Annotated in this window: 18 protein-coding genes and 1 pseudogene; 16 read left to right on the forward strand and 3 right to left on the reverse strand. The window is 46.2% G+C overall.

Translation table 11 applies throughout. The annotated features are described in order from the left end of the window. The first annotated feature begins 16 nt into the window (after positions 1-16). The 9 genes and pseudogenes from L9Q39_RS05570 (at position 17) to L9Q39_RS05610 (ending at position 9501) form a co-directional block, all read left to right on the forward strand. Positions 17-190: a hypothetical protein gene (locus tag L9Q39_RS05570; RefSeq protein WP_237484120.1), complete on the forward strand. Its 174-nt coding sequence runs from the start codon at positions 17-19 to the stop codon at positions 188-190. Between the two features lie 357 nt (positions 191-547). After that, complete coding sequence (locus tag L9Q39_RS05575; protein WP_435532828.1) at positions 548-1162, forward strand: GTP cyclohydrolase II; 615 nt, start codon at positions 548-550, stop codon at positions 1160-1162. Positions 1163-1455: 293 nt separating this feature from the next. After that, positions 1456-2634: pseudogene (locus L9Q39_RS05580) on the forward strand (imelysin family protein); the annotation flags it as partial. A 66-nt stretch (positions 2635-2700) separates the two neighbouring features. After that, entirely contained in the window at positions 2701-4200 is a 1500-nt protein-coding gene (locus L9Q39_RS05585) for a di-heme oxidoreductase family protein (RefSeq protein ID WP_237484121.1), read from the forward strand. 8 nt (positions 4201-4208) lie between these two features. Then, positions 4209-5213 carry an imelysin family protein gene (locus L9Q39_RS05590; protein WP_237484122.1) on the forward strand — a complete coding sequence of 335 codons (1005 nt, stop codon included), beginning with the start codon at positions 4209-4211 and terminating at the stop codon, positions 5211-5213. Beyond that, the gene (locus L9Q39_RS05595; protein ID WP_237484123.1) at positions 5203-6321 is read left to right on the forward strand and encodes a DUF1513 domain-containing protein; all 1119 of its coding nucleotides are present in this window, start codon (positions 5203-5205) and stop codon (positions 6319-6321) included. Before L9Q39_RS05590 ends, L9Q39_RS05595 begins: the two co-directional genes overlap by 11 nt. Positions 6322-6402: 81 nt before the next feature. Beyond that, positions 6403-8055, forward strand: a complete 1653-nt coding sequence (locus L9Q39_RS05600) for a L,D-transpeptidase family protein (RefSeq protein ID WP_237484124.1) — start codon at positions 6403-6405, stop codon at positions 8053-8055. A 170-nt stretch (positions 8056-8225) separates the two neighbouring features. Next, complete coding sequence (gene mepK, locus L9Q39_RS05605; RefSeq protein ID WP_237484125.1) at positions 8226-8777, forward strand: peptidoglycan L,D-endopeptidase MepK; 552 nt, start codon at positions 8226-8228, stop codon at positions 8775-8777. 70 nt (positions 8778-8847) lie between these two features. Further along, positions 8848-9501: an MBL fold metallo-hydrolase gene (locus tag L9Q39_RS05610; protein ID WP_237484126.1), complete on the forward strand. Its 654-nt coding sequence runs from the start codon at positions 8848-8850 to the stop codon at positions 9499-9501. A 210-nt stretch (positions 9502-9711) separates the two neighbouring features. Here L9Q39_RS05610 and L9Q39_RS05615 read toward each other — a convergent pair whose 3' ends face one another. Further along, positions 9712-10380 carry a DUF2982 domain-containing protein gene (locus tag L9Q39_RS05615; protein WP_237485510.1) on the reverse strand — a complete coding sequence of 223 codons (669 nt, stop codon included), beginning with the start codon at positions 10378-10380 and terminating at the stop codon, positions 9712-9714. Between the two features lie 208 nt (positions 10381-10588). Between L9Q39_RS05615 and L9Q39_RS05620 the strand changes: the two genes are divergently transcribed. From L9Q39_RS05620 to L9Q39_RS05650, 7 genes are all read left to right on the forward strand, one after another. Further along, entirely contained in the window at positions 10589-10951 is a 363-nt protein-coding gene (locus L9Q39_RS05620) for a MarR family transcriptional regulator (protein ID WP_237484127.1), read from the forward strand. Between the two features lie 469 nt (positions 10952-11420). Continuing rightward, on the forward strand, positions 11421-12512 hold the full coding sequence (locus L9Q39_RS05625; protein WP_237484128.1) for a TRAP transporter substrate-binding protein: 1092 nt from the start codon (positions 11421-11423) through the stop codon (positions 12510-12512). Between the two features lie 106 nt (positions 12513-12618). Next, on the forward strand, positions 12619-13158 hold the full coding sequence (locus tag L9Q39_RS05630; RefSeq protein WP_237484129.1) for a TRAP transporter small permease subunit: 540 nt from the start codon (positions 12619-12621) through the stop codon (positions 13156-13158). A 12-nt stretch (positions 13159-13170) separates the two neighbouring features. Beyond that, positions 13171-14454: a TRAP transporter large permease gene (locus tag L9Q39_RS05635; RefSeq protein WP_237484130.1), complete on the forward strand. Its 1284-nt coding sequence runs from the start codon at positions 13171-13173 to the stop codon at positions 14452-14454. A gap of 183 nt (positions 14455-14637) precedes the next feature. Continuing rightward, positions 14638-16005 carry a cache domain-containing protein gene (locus L9Q39_RS05640; protein WP_237484131.1) on the forward strand — a complete coding sequence of 456 codons (1368 nt, stop codon included), beginning with the start codon at positions 14638-14640 and terminating at the stop codon, positions 16003-16005. Then, the gene (locus tag L9Q39_RS05645; protein ID WP_435532808.1) at positions 16002-16664 is read left to right on the forward strand and encodes a response regulator transcription factor; all 663 of its coding nucleotides are present in this window, start codon (positions 16002-16004) and stop codon (positions 16662-16664) included. The genes L9Q39_RS05640 and L9Q39_RS05645 overlap by 4 nt, the downstream gene beginning before the upstream one ends. Positions 16665-16877: 213 nt before the next feature. Continuing rightward, positions 16878-18449, forward strand: coding sequence for a BCCT family transporter (locus L9Q39_RS05650; RefSeq protein ID WP_237484132.1), 1572 nt, complete (start codon positions 16878-16880; stop codon positions 18447-18449). A gap of 86 nt (positions 18450-18535) precedes the next feature. Here the strand turns inward: L9Q39_RS05650 and L9Q39_RS05655 are convergent, their stop codons facing one another. Together L9Q39_RS05655 and L9Q39_RS05660 are read right to left on the reverse strand one after the other, a co-directional pair. Beyond that, positions 18536-19252 (reverse strand): 3'-5' exonuclease, encoded by a 717-nt coding sequence (locus tag L9Q39_RS05655; RefSeq protein WP_435532829.1) that lies wholly within the window; start codon positions 19250-19252, stop codon positions 18536-18538. Between the two features lie 8 nt (positions 19253-19260). Continuing rightward, a complete protein-coding gene (locus L9Q39_RS05660; RefSeq protein ID WP_237484134.1) occupies positions 19261-21150 on the reverse strand; it encodes a putative nucleotidyltransferase substrate binding domain-containing protein in 1890 nt (629 codons plus the stop codon). Positions 21151-21154: the final 4 nt, after the last annotated feature.

A 21154-nucleotide genomic window follows, 5' to 3' on the forward strand; every position in this document is an offset into this window, starting at 1 on the left:
TCGGGTGGGTAGTGTAGTGGAAGCAGTGATAAGCCAATTGAAAAAGGATTTTTATGCGCATTTAAGATCATCTGATGGTCGCAATAGCAGTGAAAACAGTACAACCATTGCTATTCTTACCAAAGAGGAACTGAGCGAATTAGAAAATGTTTGGATCCAACTTGCGGTTTGGAAAAAACAGCAATCCTGAAGAGCACCAAAACTAAATTATTATCAAGGTTAGCCCCCGATCCTGATCTAACCACCCGATGTTCGCGTAAGACCCTGAGGTTGAATACTCAGGGTTTTTTTGTACCTAAAGGTTTATTATTGTTATATTATAACAATTCGACCGTATCAAAACAGAACGTCGGTCGAACCCACATACCCTCGGTTACCGTCGACGATAGGCAAATCGCAACATTAGGTGATAGTTATGAAAGACGGATTACAAGCACAGGTGTATGATTACCCGTTAGAGATTGAAAAGCCGACCGAGCGCCCTCATAGTAACGGCTATGAAGTGCAAATAAAAAGAGCGGCTATCAAATCGGTGTCAGCCTCAAATATGCAAGTGAGAGAAAATATGGCGGAAGTTCGAGCCAGAATTGAATTAAAAGTTGGAGCAAAAAGCGATATACAAGCAGAGATGCTGTCGTTTAGTGGTCTAAAAACAGACAAAGAACACGTAGCAGTGATTTTTCATCAAGCTGACCAAAAACATGATGTGCCAATGGTACGCATGCATTCTGAGTGTTTAACTGGAGATGTCTTTCACTCATCACGTTGTGATTGTGGTGAACAGTTAGAAGAGACCATTCAAAAAATGGGTCAGCAGGGCGGTATTATTTTGTACTTGCGCCAAGAAGGTCGTGGTATCGGGCTGTATAACAAACTCGATGCATACAGGCTGCAATCCCAGGGAATGAACACCTACGAAGCCAACAATCATCTTGGTTTTGGCGATGATCTTCGAGATTTTACCGAAGCCGCGCAGATGCTGAATGCATTAGGGGTAGACCGAATCCGTTTGGTGACTAACAACCCTAAAAAAATTAAAGAATTACAAGAGCACGGTATTGACATCATTGAGGTTGTTCATACCCACGCACACATCAAAGATGGCAATGAAAATTACCTAAAAGCAAAAGTGGCACACGGTAAACATCAACTCGACCTTTAATTTTTCCACCGAGTGACTGAATCGAGAAAGTGCCTCAATACCGAAAGTTACTAAATGTAAAAAGCCTTGCAGAAATGTAAGGCTTTTTTATTGTTTGTTATTGAAAATTATCTGTGAACCAGTATTATCCAATTAAAGTGCTAATGATAATAATTCGTACTTATAATTGTAACTATAAATAGAATAACTGCTCAACAAGGATGATTTCCATGAATGTAACCCCAATTCTTAAGGGTACGGCTATAGTAGGCGCAGCACTCGGCGCTTCAATGGCTTATGCCGAACCCGTCAACAAGCAGCAAGTTGTTGAACATTATGCCGACCTTGCTCATGCCGTATTCGAAGATGCATTAATCACAGCAAAGACGCTTGATGCCTCTATCGATACATTCTTAGCCAACCCAAATGAAAAGACCTTCTCTGATGTTAAACAGGCATGGATCGACTCTCGTGTACCATACCAACAGACAGAAGTGTTCCGTTTTGGTAACGAAATTGTTGATGATTGGGAAGGGCAGTTAAATGCTTGGCCTTTGGACGAAGGGCTGATTGATTATGTCGCGAGTGATTATCAATATGAACTCGGCAACGAAGGGGCACAGGCTAATATCGTTGCGAATACCAGCCTACAAATCGGTGCGACAACACTCGATACGTCGTCACTAACCCCAACGTTGCTCGCCTCTCTCAATGAAGTGGGTGGCTCTGAGGCTAACGTTGCTTCCGGTTATCATGCCATTGAATTCTTATTATGGGGACAGGATCTAAATGGCACTAACTCGGGTGCAGGTGAACGCCCTTATACCGATTATGCCAAAGGCGATGCGTGTACAAATGGCTATTGTGATCGCCGTGGTGCGTACCTAAAAGCGGCATCCGAGCTATTAATTGAAGACCTCACTTGGATGACTGAGCAGTGGGCAGAAGAGGGTAAAGACAACTACCGCCAAGCGTTGCTTGCAGACAACGCCGATAATGGCTTACGTAAAATGTTATTTGGCATGGGCTCGCTTTCACTCGGTGAATTGGCAGGTGAGCGTATGAAAGTGGCATTGGAAGCCAACTCATCAGAAGATGAACATGATTGTTTCTCAGACAACACTCATAACTCTCATTACTACAATGAGCAAGGTATCTACAATGTCTATACGGGGACTTATGTTCGTGCAGACGGTTCGCTGGTTGAAGGTGCGAGCATCTCGGATTTAGTGGCACAACAAGATACCGCTGCGGCAAAAGAGATCCAAAAGCAGTTTGATCTTGCGCGAGCTCAGGTTGGTCAATTGGTTTCAGCCGCTGAAAAGGATGATCAACATTTCGATCAACTTATCGCAGCCAATAACCCACAAGGGAACAAACTGGTCAATGAAGCCATTATCGCCTTGGTTGCACAAACGGATTCTATTGAACGTGCGGCAAAAATTGTCGGCATCACCAGCCTAAATCCAGATACGGCTGACCACGAATTTTAATAGAACAACAACACTAATTTTTTGGGGGCGCAATGCCCCCTTTGCTGATCAATGTGAGTATGTGGTATGAAACAGCGTAAATTAATCACAATGTGGATGGCGGTGTTCGTTACAAGCTATGCGGGCGTGGCGCATGCGACCGTTAACGAATCGACGGCTAATAGCGGTTTATCTAATAGCAATATCTCTAACAACAATATCTCTAACAACGATATCTCAAATAACAATATCATCTCACACAAAAACACTGAGCGTTCTGGCGGAAGCACCACGGTTTCTAAACAAGGCGCGAATGCCTTTTCTCTGCCCGCTGCTAATCTCCCCATGAGTAAACGTCTTGATTTCAGTGTCGGTAATAGCTTCTTTCGTAACCCTTGGGTTCAAGCTCCCGCGTCAACTGATGCGAGGGATGGGTTAGGACCGTTATTCAATACCAATGGTTGCCAAAACTGCCATATAAAAGATGGTCGTGGCCACCCGCCAGAACAAGGTGAGCGTACCGCGGTGTCTATGTTGGTTCGTTTAAGTATTCCGGCGGTGACTAGTGAGCAAAAAGCGCAGCTTATACAATCTGGTGTCATCCCTGAGCCCAACTACGGTGATCAGTTACAAGACTTTGCCTTACCGAATATGCAGCCTGAAGGTCGCATCGTGGTTGATTATCAAGAGTTTCCGGTGCAATTTGACGATGGCACGACGGTGTTATTGAGAAAGCCTGACCTAACGATTGTCGATCTTGCTTATGGAGAGTTACATCCTGATGTATTGTTTTCTGCTCGGGTAGCGCCCCCTATGATTGGTCTTGGTTTGCTTGAAACGATCCCTGAGCAAACGATTCTCGCGATTGCCCAGCAGCAACAGGCAGAGGGCAAAGTGTCTGGCAAAGCCAATTATGTCTGGGATGTGACCACCAATAGCCAAGCTTTAGGACGTTTTGGCTGGAAGGCGGGTCAACCGAGTCTGATGCAGCAAAATGCCGCCGCGTTTAATGGTGATGTCGGATTAACCAGTTCACTCTTTCCGCAAGAAAATTGCAGTTCTACTCAAGAAGTCTGTCATCCAAAGTACAGTGGCGGTGAACCGGAAGTGAGCGAGAAAATACTCAACTTTGTCGAATTTTATAGTCAGCATCTAGCGGTACCTAAACGCCGTTACGTTAATGATCCTCAAGTGATATTAGGTCAAACACTGTTTAACCAAGTAGGGTGTGAAAGCTGTCACCGAACCCACATAAAGACGGCACTGCGTCCAGATAGACCTGCGCTGTCTGAGCAAGTGATCCATCCGTACACCGATATGCTGCTGCATGATATGGGAGACGGTTTAGCTGACCAACGTCCAGAGTTTCTAGCAACAGGTCGAGAGTGGCGTACGCCACCACTTTGGGGCATTGGCTATACCCAAGAAGTCAATGGTCATACCCAATTTCTCCATGATGGACGAGCCAGAAATCTGACAGAAGCGATTCTTTGGCATGCTGGAGAAGCCCAATCAGCCAAGCAAGCGGTATTGGCTATGAGTAAAACAGAACGAGACGCGTTAATTGCGTTTTTGAACTCACTCTAGGAGGCGTAATGAAGCATTTTGTTATTGGTTTATTCTATCTAGCTTGCCTTGGAAATGCCTTTGCGGAGACGAGCGTTCGCCATCCGAGTGACGCTGTCTATCAACTGCAATACCAGTCAGCCCAGTCACTGAATGAGCGATTTGTCGACCTAAGTCAGTCCGTTTGGCAGTTTTGTCAGCATGATACCGAAATCTCAGAGGTCAAACTGGCTTGGCAACAGGGCACGAATGCTTGGATGAGGCTACAAGGGCAAGAACGTGGACCGGAAGTGGCTTTGGAGCAGAGTTGGAATATTCAGTTCTGGCCAGATAAAAAAAATACCACGGGCAGAAAAATGTTACTTGCAGTGAAAACTGACGAGTGGCAAGTCGATCAACTGCAGCAGCAAAGTGTCACAGTGCAAGGGCTTGGTGCGATGGAATGGTTGTTGTTTGATTCACAGGCATCAATGAGCCAAGGCAGCCGAGCGACTTGCTCATTGGCGGTCGCTATCTCTGAAGCCTTAGTGAATCGTTCTCAGCTAATCGCGTCGGCTTGGTCGAGTAACCCTTGGTTGCCGCTTAATCAGCAAGCTTGGCATGGGGAATACCTTGCGCTGCTGAGTAATCAGTTAGATTACAGCATGAAAAAGCTGTCGAGACCTTTAGCCAAGATGGGGCACCCTAAACCCTATTTTTCGGAGTCATGGCGAGCAAAAACGTCCATGGCACAATTGAAAGTGAATGTTGAGGCTCTTAAAGCACTTTATTTTGCGAAGGGTCATGGGCTGGACAACGTGTTGAGAGAGTACGGCAACGTAGAGCTTGCCGATAGCATTAGTAAGCAATTTGATTTGTTACTGTCGACATGGTCATCACAAGCCAGTCTGTTTGATTTATTACAGACCAAGTCAGGTTATACCGAGGTGTTAAGTCAGTACAATAAACTGGAATACCTGCGCTATTTATTGTCAGAACAGGCGGCGATTCAGTTAGGCGTTGTCGTCGGGTTTAATGCTACCGATGGCGATTGATAACCAGAGACGCAGACTGATCAAATGGGCTGGACGAGGTTTAGTGGCTTCCCCGATGTTAGCCCCAACGCTGGTAAGTGGAATGTCATCCAGTGTTGCAGCGCTGCGTGACGGCGACCTCAAGCCACAAGTTATTGGCTGCGGGATTCAATCTCAAGACCGTTATGAAGCGGTCGTGTCTGATGTGTTTGGTCAAGCAATCCATCGACTGCCTCTGCCTGATCGTGGTCATGGGGTTGCCGTGTCTGGCAAGCATAACCAATGCGCTGTTTTTGCGCGCCGTCCGGGCAGTTTTGCTGTGATACTCGATTTCAATCGCGGAGAAAACCAACAAGTGATTCTGGCAAGCCACAATCGCCACTTTTATGGACATGGTGATTATTCGCAAGATGGGCGCTGGTTGTACGCGACAGAAGGAGAGAGTCATAGCAGTGAGGGAATTATCGGTGTTTATGACGTTCATCAGCAGTACCAAAAAGTCGCCGAATGGCGAGGTTTTGGCATTGGTCCTCATGAGTTAAAGGTGTTAGAAAATGGAGACTTGGTGGTTGCGGTAGGCGGTGTGCATACTCAAGGTCGCACACCGATCAATTTACAAACCATGCAACCTAATCTCAGTTATCTCAGCTCAGAAGGAAAGCTATTGGAACAGGTCAGTTTGGGCGACAATAAAAATAGTATCCGCCATCTTTCTTCGACCGCCGATGGAACGGTGTTTATTGGTCAACAGTATCGCGGAGATCCAGACGAGTTTGTTCCCTTGGTTGCGATGCATCAAAGGGGAAAAACGCTCAAACATCTCCATGCTGAACCGGAACAGTGGGCGCGTTTTCGTCACTATATTGCCAGCATTGGCGTGTCCAAGCATCATATTGTGGCGACCTCTCCTCGCGGCAACTGTTATGGTATTTGGGAGCGTGAGACACAAGATCTTTTGTCGATCAATGCCTTGCCTGATGCTTCTGGTGTGGTTGTCGATCAAGGCTGCTTTTTTGTCAGTTCTGGTGCGGGAAAAGTCGTCAAAATAAATTCCGATCTCACTAGGCAAAGCTATCATTCGAAAATTCAATGGGATAATCACTGGACCGAAATTGCACAAATGAGATAGGTGAAAATTTAAACATTATTAAGCATGTCACTGGATCGATTTCTGCCATACTTAAGATCTCAGAATAACGGAGGTCTGAAGATGTTAAGTCGAATTATTTTATCATCTGTGGGCATAGCAGTGTTTTCGCTTTCATCCATCGCGGTGTCTGAAGAAAGTCAATTAAATGCTCAACCTGGTGAAATACAGGGATTTCTCGTAGGGTCTCAAAAGATCGACGTTCAATATCCTGATAGCCCAGTAACGGGAACAGATAGCAACCTGTTGGTTGCGCCTAGTGATTTATTTTATCCATCACTGGTCAGTGAACTGTACCAGCAAATCAATGGTCAATCAGTGTGGAGCAATAGTGAAGTCAATGCTCAATTCCATTTGCAACTTGATATGATGAGATTGGCAGGTTTTAGCCCAGTGTTCGAGCAGCGCGTTGATAAGCTTGAGCATCTGTTCCAACAGCAAGATTTCGCAACGTATGATCAAATTATGACAGATACGGTGTTGCTGTATATGAGCTACGTCGGCTCGGTGGTCGATGGAGGAAAAGAGTGGTTCTTTACTCATAGACTCAATGAGCAACTACCACCGCCGTCGCAAACCGAAATCGACTTACTTGTTGCGGCTGTCAATCAAGACCACATATTAGAGTTTGTACAAAGTCTGGCATCGCCAATGATCATGCAACCGGGTTTTGATCAGGTGTATGTTGATCTATTGGCGAAGTCGCAGTTGCCGGTTGAGACATTTCATCAAACTGGCTTGAAGCGCAAAGGCGATATTTTCGATGTTGAGCAGTATCAAGCATTACTCTCGCGTCTTAACGAGTCAGGTCTCTTGGTATTAGAAAATAATGAATGGCTATTTGATTCAGCGCTTGACGATGCCGTGCGAGAGTTTCAACGCCTTTATGGTTTAAAAGACGATGGGGTTATTGGTCCTAATACGATCAAATGGTTAAATAGAACCGCAAACGACAAACTACAGATCTTAGCGCTGAATTCAGAGCGCTCTCGATTGTGGCCACAACAGCGTGAAAATATCGTGTTGGTGAATGTTCCTAGCTTTCAATTGCAGTATTGGGATAGCGGCAAAGCTCGCTTTCAATCGCGGGTGATTGTGGGCAAATACACGCGTCAAACGCCAATATTTGTGACTCAAATGGACTCGATTATTGTCAATCCGACTTGGAACGTGCCTTGGAAAATTATGGTTAAAGATATTATCCCCAAGGTTAAGCGCGATCCGACTTATCTTTTTTCGCAACAGATTGAAATCTTGGAGGGCTGGCACACGCAAGAGCGCGTCGATCCGACCATGATCGATTGGAGTGAAATTAACGCAAAGCGTTTTCCTTACCGTATGCGTCAACGCGCGGGCGCATTCAATGCATTAGGTCAAGTTAAGTTTAATACGCCCAACGATAGAGCGATCTTCTTGCATGACACGCCAAGTAAGTATCTGTTTAATCAAAGTAGCCGTGCGTTTAGTTCAGGGTGTGTCAGGGTCGAGCATGCTGAACAGTTTGCACAGGTCTTGTTGAAAGGTCAGGGCAGATCCGTGGATAGCATGATCACGGAACGCTCAAATAAGTCGATTGGTTTTAAACAGCGCATACCGGTACATATTATCTATCAAACCGCTTGGCTTGAGGATGGGCAGGTGCACTTCAGAAATGACGTGTACGAATACGACTCCCCAAAGCAAAGCGTGAATGATGCCGCACTTTCCAAAAATTAGTGAAAAATAATCAATGAAAAAAACACGTTTACGCTCAAAGAGTAAACGTGTTTTTGTTGTTTTTTTGTTCAGACCTCACCAGATTTCGTTGCTCTATCGATTTGTGTTATGTCGATTAACTGGGTATCTTTCGTGCCAGACACTAAGTAGTACATCCCCATTGAAGTAGTATGATCCAAAAAAATTTATCAAGAAGAGAGCTAATGAAAATGGCTGCTCTAGGGATTGGAGCGTCTTGCATCCCATCGCTAGGTATTGCCAAACCTGTCTCGATACCAAGGTCGTTAGCACTTAATAATTTACATACCGGTGAAAGCCTTGAAAGTCGATATTTCGATGGTACGCGTTACATTAAGCCGGAGTTGCGTCGCTTAGATAATCTTTGCCGTGATCATCGTCGTAATGAAGTCTATCCAATGGATAGAATACTGTTTGATCAAATTGATGAAATTCAACGTCTGCTGGGTGTTTCCAGTGAGGTGTTGATCATTTCTGGTTATCGTTCGCCTGCGAGTAACGCCAATTTGCGCGCCAAGTCTTCCGGAGTCGCGAAAAAGAGTTTTCATATGACAGGTCAAGCCATCGACTTTCGATTGGATGGCGTTAAATTGAGCCATGTTCGAGAAGCGGCGTTAACGCTGAGAGCGGGGGGCGTTGGTTACTATCCACGTAGCAACTTCGTTCATATCGATACGGGTCAGGTACGTAGCTGGCGCGGTTGATTTCTAGCATATTTGTGTTGCTTGAGTATAATCATCTCAGCCTATCAATATTATGTTTACAGGATGAGTCATGAGCCTTAAATACCAAACCGTCCCCGTTACTTCATTCGCACAGAACTGCTCGATTGTCTGGTGTGATGAAACGATGAAAGGGGTTGTGATCGATCCAGGTGGTGATGTGCCTCAATTAGAGGTCATTATTAAAGAGTTGGGTGTTCAAGTTGAAAAACTGGTACTGACTCATGGCCACTTAGACCATGTCGGTGGTACACAGCCTTTAGCTCGTGCGCTTAATGTTCCGGTCATTGGTCCTCATAAAGCCGATAATTTCTGGTTGCAGGGTTTGGAAGGGCAGAGCCAAATGTTTGGTTTTCCTTTGACTGAGGCGTTTGAACCGGATACTTGGTTAGATGAAGGCGACGTGATTGAGTTTGGTCATCAATCTCTTTCGGTGCTGCATACTCCCGGTCATACCCCGGGTCATATTGTGCTGTTTAACCAAGATAGCCAACGCGCGTTTGTGGGCGATGTATTGTTTAATGGTGGCATTGGTCGTACCGATTTCCCGAAAGGCGATCACCCAACGCTCATCAACTCAATCAAAACCAAGCTGTGGCCACTCGGGAACGAAGTGACCTTTATTCCGGGTCATGGTCCAGAGTCCACGTTTGGCTATGAGCGCCGCACTAACCCGTTTGTCGCGGATGAGATGCCACTTTATTAAGTCTCAATGGTCTTGGTATCGTATTACTACTCAATCAATGCCCCTGTAATTAGGGGCATTTTTGTGTCAGCGTCACAGACCTTATTTTAGTCCGCCAGTTTCTGCCCGCTAGCGAGTACGTTTTGGCATTTGGTGAAATCGAAGTGACGGATGCGATTGAGGTTACTTGTGAGATTAAGGCTACGTGCAAAATCAAGGCTACTTGCCAGATTAAGGTTGAGTGCGCTCAGCGGCGGCGAGGTAACGACGTGCTAATCCCACAAAGTCCTCTGCGTTACCAGCAAGATCCGTCTCGGCGATATAAATATCATAGTCAAAGAAACTTCGCTGATGGCGCATGCGATTTGCGAGCATGGCAACTAAACCTCGGTAAAGATGATGCGGGCTCTGGTAAGGGGTTGAATCGAGCACAATATCCTCAAAGGGCTGACTGGGTGCTTGCTGCTGAAAGCCGACATAGAGTAAGGCGCGTTGATCCAATAAAATGTCAGTGGCAATACGTGGGCAGATGCTGTCTAAATATGGCTCATAGTCACGGATTTTGATGCCAATCCAAGGTAAGGGCTTTTGCCAACCCTCCTTTTGATAGTGGCATAAGCCGATTTTTTCGATGTTTTCCCACTTGAGAACCCACCCGCCTTTGGCAAGATGTTGTTGTATATGAGTCGCGGTAAAGGTGAAGGAAACGCGACTTTTCATCAGTAGATAGTAGGCGACGCAACCCAGGGTGATCACACTTAACACCAGCACGGCGCCTTGGGCTAGGTTGCCAACAAAAAACAAGCTGATGACGGTAAAACAGAACGCAGCGCTGATGATTTTTACGACGACAGGCGAGCGAATCGAATAGTTGTGATTACTAAAATGTCGCGTTTCCATATTATCCATTTCGGTCTATCTTGCTAAGTCTTGAGGCTATTACGTAGTGCATCACAGATTGTTCAATTTTCCATCAGTTATAGGTGAATGTCGGGCTTTTCGGGGGCATTTTCTCTATTTCGCTACAAAAGAAGGCAAAATTTTGGTATAAGACGCGCTGATAATTTTAGACCACTGTCTCAAGACAGTGAAACGGAGAGAGAACTCAATGAGACTTGCTCATAAACGCAAAGTGCAAGCTAAATTGCAAAAGCGTATTAAAGCGGTAGTTGCTAACACAGCGGCTGCAACTCAAACAGCAAAACCTGTTGCAGCAAAAGCAGCGGTTGTTGAATCAGTTTCTACGACAAAAAAAGTTGACGTGGCTTTAACTCCTAAGCAGCAACAAGTTCTTGATATCGTTGTTAAACACAATGACGGTATTAACCCGAAAGGCATTGGTCTTGAAGCGGGTCAAGACGATGCTAAAGCAGCATCTTGGGCAACAGGCGCTCTGAAGAAGTTGCTAGAAGAAGGCTTGGTTGCAAAAGAGCAGTTAGCTGGCAATAAAGTCATCTACAAAGCCCAATAATCAGCATACGCTTGGGTTGAATGTTGCGCTGACTTTATTGTGCGAACTCAACCTACCAGCGCCAAAGCGCCCCATAAGTCAATCGTGCTTACGGGGCGTTTTTGATCGGTCGAAGCTTTTGCTATGTGGGTTTATTTTCTTGGTTTCCGGTGCGATATCCTTGATGTTACGCCATAAAGGTAAGGAAAATGTTGCGCTCATTTGATGATAACTACCTAAGTATTTACTACCCATTCAGCGATTCTTTCTTCTCGATAACAGATTCATTTCTATCAATAAAACTTCACCCGTTACCAATCTCCTACGAATAACTACTTAATACCTTGGTCGAATGGCCGTCTCGCACCGAGTATGAGTTGCGTACTCATACTCATACAATCCTTGTTATTTAAGCGCCATAGTTGCAGTGATTCTAATACCTAAAGTGTCTTGTTGATGCTTTAAAAGGAAACCACGCAAGGAAATAAAAATGAGCTTAATAACACAGTGTGTGCGTCGCACTTTAAAGGGAACGGCGTTATTAACCACAGCTTGTGCTGCCTTTATGGCGATGTCTGCTTCTGCTGCTGATAAAGTCTACCGATTAACGATGGCGGAGACATGGGGACCAAACTTTCCCATCTTTGGCGATGCGCCACGCAACATGGCGAAGATGGCGGAAGAGATGTCTAATGGGCGTCTACAGATCCGTATTGACTCCTCCAATAAACACAAAGCCCCATTCGGTGTATTTGATATGGTGAAGTCAGGTCAATATGACATGGGGCACTCTGCATCTTATTACTGGAAAGGCAAGGTGCCAAATACCCTCTATTTTACTTCAATGCCTTTTGGTATGACGCCTCCTGAACAGTACGCTTGGTTTTATTACGATGACGGTATGAAACTGATGGAGCAGGTGTATGAGCCCCATAATATGTTGTCATTCCCAGGTGGTAACACCGATGTACAAATGGGTGGCTGGTTTCAAAAAGAGATCAAAACCATCGACGATCTCAAAGGGTTAAAGATGCGTATTCCGGGCTTTGCGGGTGAGGTGTTAGCGGAAGTTGGGGCTAAGCCCACCAACATTGCCCCTGGCGAACTCTATACTGCCCTTGAACGCCGAACCATTGATGCGTTGGAGTGGGTGGGACCGTCATTAGACTTGCGCATGGGATTCCACAAGATTGCGCCGTACTATTACACCGGTTGGCACGAGCCTGCGACGGAGTTGCAGTTCTTAGTCAATAAGCGTACTTGGTCAAAATTACCGGATGATCTCAAAGCGATTCTAACCGTGGCGATGAAAGCGGCCGCGTATGACATGTATATTCAGTCCACGCATGAAAGTGGTAAGAACTGGGCGCAAATACGCACCGAATATCCCGATGTGAAGATCAAGGATTTCCCGCCTGAAGTAATCACAGCACTGCGAGAAGCGAACGACAAGCTACTTAAAGAACATGCTGAAAAAGATGAAATGGCGAAACAGATCCAAGCATCGCAGGCAGCGTATCTTGAGCAGGTTCGTTCTTGGACCGATATTGCCACCAAAGCGTACCTCAATAACTTTGATTAAACTGCCATTAAGCCATGACAGCATCCGTTGTCATGGCTTTTTTATGCCGAGAAGTGTTGGCATACATGAGTTTAAGACTCGATAAAGCAATGACTTGGATGGAGCCATGAGCAAGCTAATTTGTATAGAGCGAGGAATCAATAGGGTGAGTGATGGGTTGGGTTGGTTAGCGAGTGTGCTGTTTCTGCTGCTGCTCACCAATGTGGTCTATGACGTTGTGATGCGTTATGCATTCAATGATGTCTCCATCGCTTTTCAGGAGATGGAATGGCATCTGTTTTCGGCCGTGTTTCTATTGGGTATCCCGTTTGCCATTCGTACTGGTGGTCATGTACGAGTGGATATTTTTTATGAGCGTCTGTCTTTTAAGGCTCAGGCGGTCATCGATTTGATTGGCTGTGTTTGTCTGCTGCTGCCTTTTTGCTTGTTGGTGGCTTGGTATGGCTATGACTTTGCCTATGAGAGCTATCAACTGGGAGAAGGCTCAGGTGACCCCGGCGGTTTGCCTTACCGCTGGGTCGTAAAGGCACTTATTCCCGTTTCTTTTCTGATGATGGCGTTGAGCGGATTCGGTTTGTTAATCCACTCACTCAATAAACTCCTTCACCCTCACTTGCTGTACGCAAAGGATTCAAAAACACAATAATAGGAATGCAAGATGATTGGTATTGTCATGTTTTTTGTTGCCCTTCTAGCGCTGCTATTAGGGTTTCCGGTTGCCTTTACATTTGGAGGCATCGCACTGATTTTTGGTGTGTGGGCGGAAGGGTTCGATATGTTCGCTTTTATGCCTTATCGCATTCAATCTATCATGGAGAATACGGTGCTGATGGCGGTGCCTCTGTTCGTGTTTATGGGTTTGGTATTGCAAAAAACCAAACTGGCAGAGCAGCTGCTAGAGTCAATGGGACGTTTGTTTGGCGGCGTTAGAGGGGGCATCGCCATTTCAACGGTTTTAGTTGGCGCATTACTGGCAGCATCAACGGGTGTTGTCGGAGCGTCGGTTGTGGCGATGGGACTGATCTCCTTACCGGTGATGCTGAAATATAATTATGATAAAGGACTGGCGTGCGGCACCATCTGTGCGTCAGGAACGCTTGGGCAGATCATTCCGCCATCCATCGTACTTATCTTGCTGGGTGATGTTCTGGGGATCCCGGTCGGAGATTTATTCCAAGCGGCGCTTTATCCCGGATTAGTGCTGGTTGGGGCTTACGTGGTTTACATCTTAATCTACGCCAAACTCAACCCTGAGAGTGCAAGCGTGATTGCCCCTGATGAATCCATTTCGCGTCAGCAAGAAGTATTCAAGGCGTTAAAAGCGGTATTGCCACCACTTACGCTTATCATCGTCGTACTCGGATCTATCTTTGCCGGCATCGCGACACCGACAGAATCAGCAGCACTCGGTGGTGCGGGTGCCATCGTATTAGCGCTGTTCTATCGTCAATTTAGTTGGGGTATGTTATACGACGCCGCAAAAGAGACGGTGAAAGTGACGGCGATGGTTTTTGCCATTCTCTTGGGGGCGACGGCTTTCTCGATGGCATTTACCTATACCGGTGGCGATATGTTGGTTGAAGAATGGATGTTGGCGATTCCCGGCGAAAAGTGGGGCTTCTTGGTGATCACCATGTTGGTCATTTTGCTACTGGGCTTCTTTATCGATTTCGTTGAAATTTGCTTTATCATCGTGCCAATGATTGCTCCTGTCGCCGAACTACTTGGCATTAATATGACGTGGTTTGCGATTCTGGTTGCGATGAACCTGCAGACGTCGTTTTTGACCCCTCCTTTTGGTTTCAGTCTGTTTTACCTGAAAGGCGTTGCGCCGGATGGCGTAACCACACGAGATATCTATCGTGGTGTCATCCCTTTTATTGCGATTCAAATTGTGGTGTTAGCATCAATACTTTTCTTCCCTAACTTCTATGGGATGTGATCCTGTCTACAGGTCAACTCATTGATAATTCAATTTTTAACTAATGATGACTAGGTTTAAATTAAACCTAGTCATCATTGTTTTTGGCGAGTGTGATTGAACGAATGGCATTGAACGAATGTTAATGGACGAGCGCTATTGGGCGACGCTTTTTAGACCGGTGTGATGAAATAAATGAACAGTATGTCGTTGAAAGTTAAGTTGATACTGCTTACCTTGCTGCCTCTGGTCATCTTGACTTCCAGCGTGGGATGGATTGTGTTTCACCAAGCAAAGAGCCTTGGTGCCAGTGAGATCCAATTATTTAATGACAGCTTGGCGCGCTCGAAAGAGTCGGCGTTAAAAGACAGTGTCCAGCAGGCTGTTAGCGCGATTTGGCATGTCTATCAAGATGAAAGTTTAGATATGGTCACGGCGCAGCAGCGGGTCAAAGCGATCGTCAATCAACTGCGTTATGGCACCGATGGTTACTTTTTTGTCTATGACAAAACTGGTCGTAACTTGGTTCATCCCATCTTACCCAACTTGGTGGGGCAGGAGTTGATCAAGTTGCAAGATGAGAATGGAGACTATGTGATAGAGGCGTTGCTGTTTCAAGCGCAGTCAGGGGGCGGTTTTCATCAGTATCAGTGGCAAAAACCGTCAACAGGGGAGGTGGTCACAAAGTTGAGTTATGCCGCATGGTTGGACGATTGGCAATGGATGATAGGGACGGGGCTTTATATTGAGGATATTGCGTTAGAGGTCACCCAATTAACGGAGCAAATTGATGCCAATATCGAAACCACCATGTTTTCGATTGCGACCATTTTCTGTGTCACCGTGGCCGTGATTGTGGTGTTGACGCTGGCGGTAAATTGGCACGAGCACAAGTTAGCCGATCGCCATTTGAAAGAGTTGTCCCATAAAACAGTGATGTTTCAAGAGGCGGAAAAAAAACACATCGCACAGGAGCTGCATGATGGGGTCAATCAGCTGCTGGCGTCAGGTAAGTGTCATTTAGAGTTGGTTACTAGCACCCAACTCGATGCGAACTCTGTGGGTCATTTGGATCAGGCTCAAGATTCTTTATCCGAAGCCATTTTGGAGGTTCGACGTATTTCTCATCGTCTTCGTCCCAGCGCGCTGGATGATATTGGTTTAGATGCGGCGATCAAAACCCTATTGGAGGATTTTGGTCAGTATTCGATTGCTGACACAGAATTGGTGGTCGATTTGCCCAAAGTTAAGCTGAAATCAGAAGTGGCGACTACGCTTTATAGGGTGGTTCAGGAATCACTGAATAATATAGAAAAACATGCGCAAGCGACTCAGGTGAGCGTGTATCTGCAACGTTTTAATCAAAGGCTGCAGTTAATCGTTCGTGACAACGGTATCGGTTTTGATGCGAGAGCAGGATTAAATCATCAAGGTATTGGCTTTCAAGGTATCGGTTTACGCAACATGCGTGAGCGGGTTGAGTTTATCGGAGGCGAGTTTGATTTGCACAGTGAGTATGGCGCAGGGACAGAGGTGACGGTCTTACTGTACATGGACGGAGAGAATGAATGACATACCTAACAGAAAGCGCATTGCATAAGGGGATAAAAATAGTCATTGCTGATGATCACCGTGTGGTGTTGGAGGGGTTTATTGCTCGCCTAGAAAGAGAACCTGATATCAAAGTGGTTGCCACCGCAAGCAATGGGGTTGAGGCGATTGAAATGGTGAAAGTCCATCAGCCGGATGTGGTGTTGATGGATGTCAGTATGCCGATTATGAATGGCATTGAAGCGACGGAAGTGTTGGCTAAAGAGTATGCGGAAGCGCGAGTGTTGATGTTAACCATGCATGATAATCGTGAATATATAATGAAGGTGATGCAATCGGGTGCAGTGGGTTATATGCTCAAAGAAATTAGCGCAGAAAAGATGGTACAAGCAATTAAAACGGTACATCAGGGCTCGACCTATTTCTGTGAATCCACCACTCAGACGCTGTTTTCTCAACAAATTGAAGCAAGTCAGCCGACGGCTAACCCTTTAAGTCGTCGTGAAGAATCTGTGCTGAGATTGGTCGCACAGGGCGGTAGCAGCAAGAAAATCGCTCAGTTGTTAAATATCTCTTATCGCACCGTCGAAACCCATCGTCAGAACATTAAACATAAGCTTGATTTACACTCAACCGCAGAGTTAGCTAAATATGCGTTTGAGCATGGATTGACCAAATAACGGCTGGAAACAGTTAGAGTACAAAGTATGCTGCTGGCTTAGGATTGGGCAAAGTCTCTTAACTTTCGAAACTTTAAGTGAAATTATACCTATAATTTGCTAAGGTGCGCCGCTGTTAACAACAGTGGATTAAAAACCTAACTAGAGTATTTGTGTCATGTATGTGCATTAAAATAGTTAGAGTTGAAATGAAATCACTCAAGGTGAGGCGTGATGACAAAAGGTGTCGATAAATACAGTATAGACAGTACGGACTATACGATTGGACAAGACAATGTCCAAAAATGGGGGTTTGATGTTCATAACCCTGTATTCGGGGTTAGTGCCGGCTTTATCGCACTACTGCTAGTGCTAACCGTGATCGTTGATGCGGATACAGCTAAAGCTGCCTTGGATGGGATGAAATGGAAGATCATTGATAACTTTGATTGGCTGTTTATGTGGTCAGGAAATATCTTTGTGGTGTTCTGTTTGGCGCTGGTCGTCTCCCCGTTTGGTAAGATCCGTTTGGGTGGCACAGAAGCGGTTGCGGATTACTCTTTTATGTCTTGGTTGGCAATGCTGTTTGCCGCGGGCATGGGTATCGGCTTGATGTTCTGGAGTGTGGCTGAACCGGTTGCCTATTTTACCGGTTGGTATGAAACCCCACTCGGCGCAGTGCCCAATACAGAAGAAGCGAAGCAAATGGCGATGGGGGCGGTGATGTTCCACTGGGGACTGCACCCTTGGGCTATTTATGGTGTCGTGGCGCTTTCGCTTGCTTTCTTTACCTATAACAAGGGTCTACCGCTCTCAATGCGCTCGGTTTTTTATCCTATTCTAGGTGACAGAGCTTGGGGTTGGGCGGGTCATATTGTTGATATTCTGGCTGTACTTGCCACCCTATTTGGCTTAGCGACCTCGCTTGGCTTAGGCGCTCAACAAGCCGCCAGTGGTATTCAGCACGTATTCGGTATTGAAGCGAATATGACACTGCAAGTTGTGGTGATAACTGCGGTAACACTGCTCGCGGTGGTATCGGTGTTGCGTGGTATTGATGGCGGTGTAAAAGTCATTAGTAATATCAACATGATTGTTGCTTTCGTACTACTGATTTTGGTTGCTGTGATTGGCTATACAGTGACGTTTGCGGCAATACCTGAGACGCTATTTGCTTACCTAAAAAATCTCGTGCCGTTAAGTAATCCACACGGTCGTGAAGACGTGGCTTGGATGCATGGCTGGACTGTATTCTATTGGGCTTGGTGGATTTCATGGTCCCCATTTGTTGGGATGTTTATCGCGCGAGTCTCTAAAGGTCGTACGGTTCGTGAATTCATTACCGCTGTATTGATTGTTCCAACAGCAGTGACGCTGATTTGGATGTCCGTGTTTGGTGGCCTGGCGATTGACCAAGTGATTAATCAGGTCGGTACACTGGGTGCCAACGGGCTACGTGATGTACCGTTAGCCATGTTTGAGATGTTTGATGCACTACCAATGGGCACGATGTTGTCGATTATTGCCGTGGTCTTAGTGCTGGTGTTCTTTATCACCTCATCAGACTCGGGTTCATTGGTGATCGATAGTATTACCGCGGGCGGTAAAGTCGATGCACCTGTGATTCAGCGCGTGTTCTGGGCATTTATGGAAGGAGCGATTGCGGTTGCTCTGCTCTGGATTGGTGGTCAAGAAGCGATTCAAGCGTTACAAGCGGGGGCAATTTCTTCGGCACTGCCATTTACCGTTATTCTATTGACCATGTGTGTGAGCTTGCTTATGGGCATGAAGACAGAGCGTTATTAATCTCTGTCGCTTGATATAACTGATAAATGCCACCCTTGATAGGGTGGCATTTTTTATGATTGAGACTTTATTGCGATCACTATCATTTATAGCCAAAAATCAGAGAGTTTTGCGCTCTCATCAAAGTGGTAGGCCATCTGTGCTTGCAGTAATTCTGCGGTTGCAATGGCATCCGTTAGAGCGTGGTGAGGAGGGTAGTCCGGAAGCCCGTAGCGACGTCGCGTTTGACCGAGTCGAACAGGCTGCGCGCTGTGACCTTTTAGCTTGTTCAATAGCCCTGATGCGCGCTTGGCTTGGTAATTTGACTCGATCTGCATGGTGTCAACGACAGGAAAATCGATCCCTTCACCTAACATACGCTTTAGGGCTGCATTTAAAAAACCACGCTCAATCGGTCGATAGTGTACCACGATGATTTTCCCCGAGAGCGCCGTTAATACTTCAGCAAGGATGTCGTCCAATGTCGGCGCATCTAAGATATCATTATGAGTGATACCATGAATCACGACCGACTCCTCCTCTAGTTTTTCCTTCGGTCTCACCGTCCAGTGCGCCGCTTGACGCAAATGGATACGACTGAGACTAAAGGGCACCAAACCGATAGACAGGATACCATCCTTGTCGGCACTTAAACCGGTGGTTTCAAAGTCGAGTGCCACAAAAGGCACTTCGTGCATTGAGGTGTCTGCCGCGGGCAATCCCGCTTGATAAAAAGCCGTCAGTCGCGGATCTTTCGAGCGTTCAATTAAGGTCTCGAATTTGCTATGCCATTGAACCACGGGTGGAGTCAGAAGTTTTTTTATCATGCGACCTACTTAAAGCTATTGTTAGCTTGGTAGCGGAATTTCAAGAAGTTCTGACCATTGCTTAACACCTGGAAAGCATCTTTGAGGTTGCGGCGCTCAAAGTCTGACAGGTTTTCCGGCTCGACGTTATTATCAGGCTCAATCCCTTGCTCCACGTCCCAAGCTTGGTGGGAAATACGCACCATTGAGATAAACTCCAACGCGTCTTTTAGGTCGCGAGCGCGCCCCTTAGGCAATATCCCTGCTTCATGAATATCATCGAGGCGTTCAAACGAGTTGGTTGAGCGAGAACCCACCGCAAGTGCGTGGACGCGAATAAGATCAACCAGTGGCGCGGTGCCGCGACGTTTTAAGTTGATCGAGTTATTGTGACGACCATCTTTCTCCATCACAAAATCTTTAAAGAAACCAAGTGGTGGCTTGCGGTTAAGGGCGTTTCTTGCCAAGCAGGCAAGGAAGCGATTGTTACGACGGGCACGACGAACAATAAAGCTATTTAGCTGCTCAGCCCATTTTAATTTGCCGTAAACACCATCAAGATCGAAGAAAATAGAGGCGTTCAATAGGGCTTTCGGATTGGGGTCATCAATCCAATCAGCAAAACAGGCTTCCCACTCTTTACGTGTCATACGCCACTCAGGATTGGTCGCCATAATATCGCCAGTACAATAGGTGTATCCGCAATCGGCTAAAGCATCACAGATAAATGTTGAGAGGTCGGCAAAGTATTGACCATGCTTCTTTTTGTCATAGCTGTCGTCGAGAATGATGGCATTATCTTGATCGGTCACCACAAGCTGTTCATCGCGCCCCATAGAGCCAAGAGCAAGGAAACAGAACGGGATAGGGGCTTTGCCAAATTTTTCTTCACCCAGTTCAATGATACGCTGCTTGAAACTACGACCAATCACCGACATTGCGGTTCCCACCATGTGGGCGTTGGCGTCTTCATTAACTAAGCGTACAAAACTATCACGCACTTTCTCGGACAGTGCTTTCAGCTCTTCAACGGATTGCTGTTGGAAGATAGTGCTCACCAGTAGCAGCGAGTTTTGCGATTCGTAACGAACAATATCCGTGGTTTCAATAATACCAATGGGCTTTTTATTCTTAAGAACCGGCAAGTGATGGACGTTATAACGAAGCATGACCAGCATCGCTTCATAGACATAAGCGTTATGGTCGAGCGAGATCACATCGGTAGACATGACCGAAGCAACATCATCTTGGGGATCGAGATTCTGTGCTAAAACTCGGGTGCAGAGGTCGCGGTCGGTAATGATACCGGAAACTGGCGAGCTATCGTCTTCGTCATCTTCGACCACTTCAGGGTCGATAATTAACAGCGCGGAGACCTGCTCATCCGCCATCAGTTTCGCTGCGTTTTGGATTGTGCTGCCTTTGTCGATCGCCGGAGCATCACGGGTCAGCAGGGTGCGTACTTTAGACGTGGTTAAGTCATTAGTGTTGCTGTTGCTTGACACGGCTTGTCGCAGGCGAACGTTATCCTCGACTTCCACAAAGTCCGCGAATGAATCAAAGTTGTCGTAGAGATCTTGAAACACTTCCGCAGGAATGCAGTAAACCAAGGTGTCTTCGACCGCTTTGGCTGGGAATCGAACCTTATTATTGGTGAGCAGTCCCATTTGACCAAACAGGCCACCCGTGTCGATACGGTTGTATAGCTCGCCCTTACGGCGATAGATCTCAACTACGCCACTGCGCACCATGTAGAGGTCTGAGATATCATCACCAAAATGGATAATGGGCGTATCTTGACGGTAGTAGGCGATTTCGATTTGCCCAGCAACGGAGGCTAACTTCTCTTCAGGAAGTTCATCAAAAGGGGTGTAAGAGGCAAGGAAATTCTGTATTTCGACTAATTCTGCGTCCATGGTA

Origin of the sequence: Vibrio hippocampi (assembly GCF_921292975.1) — a bacterium.
Classification (GTDB): Bacteria; Pseudomonadota; Gammaproteobacteria; order Enterobacterales; family Vibrionaceae; genus Vibrio; species Vibrio hippocampi.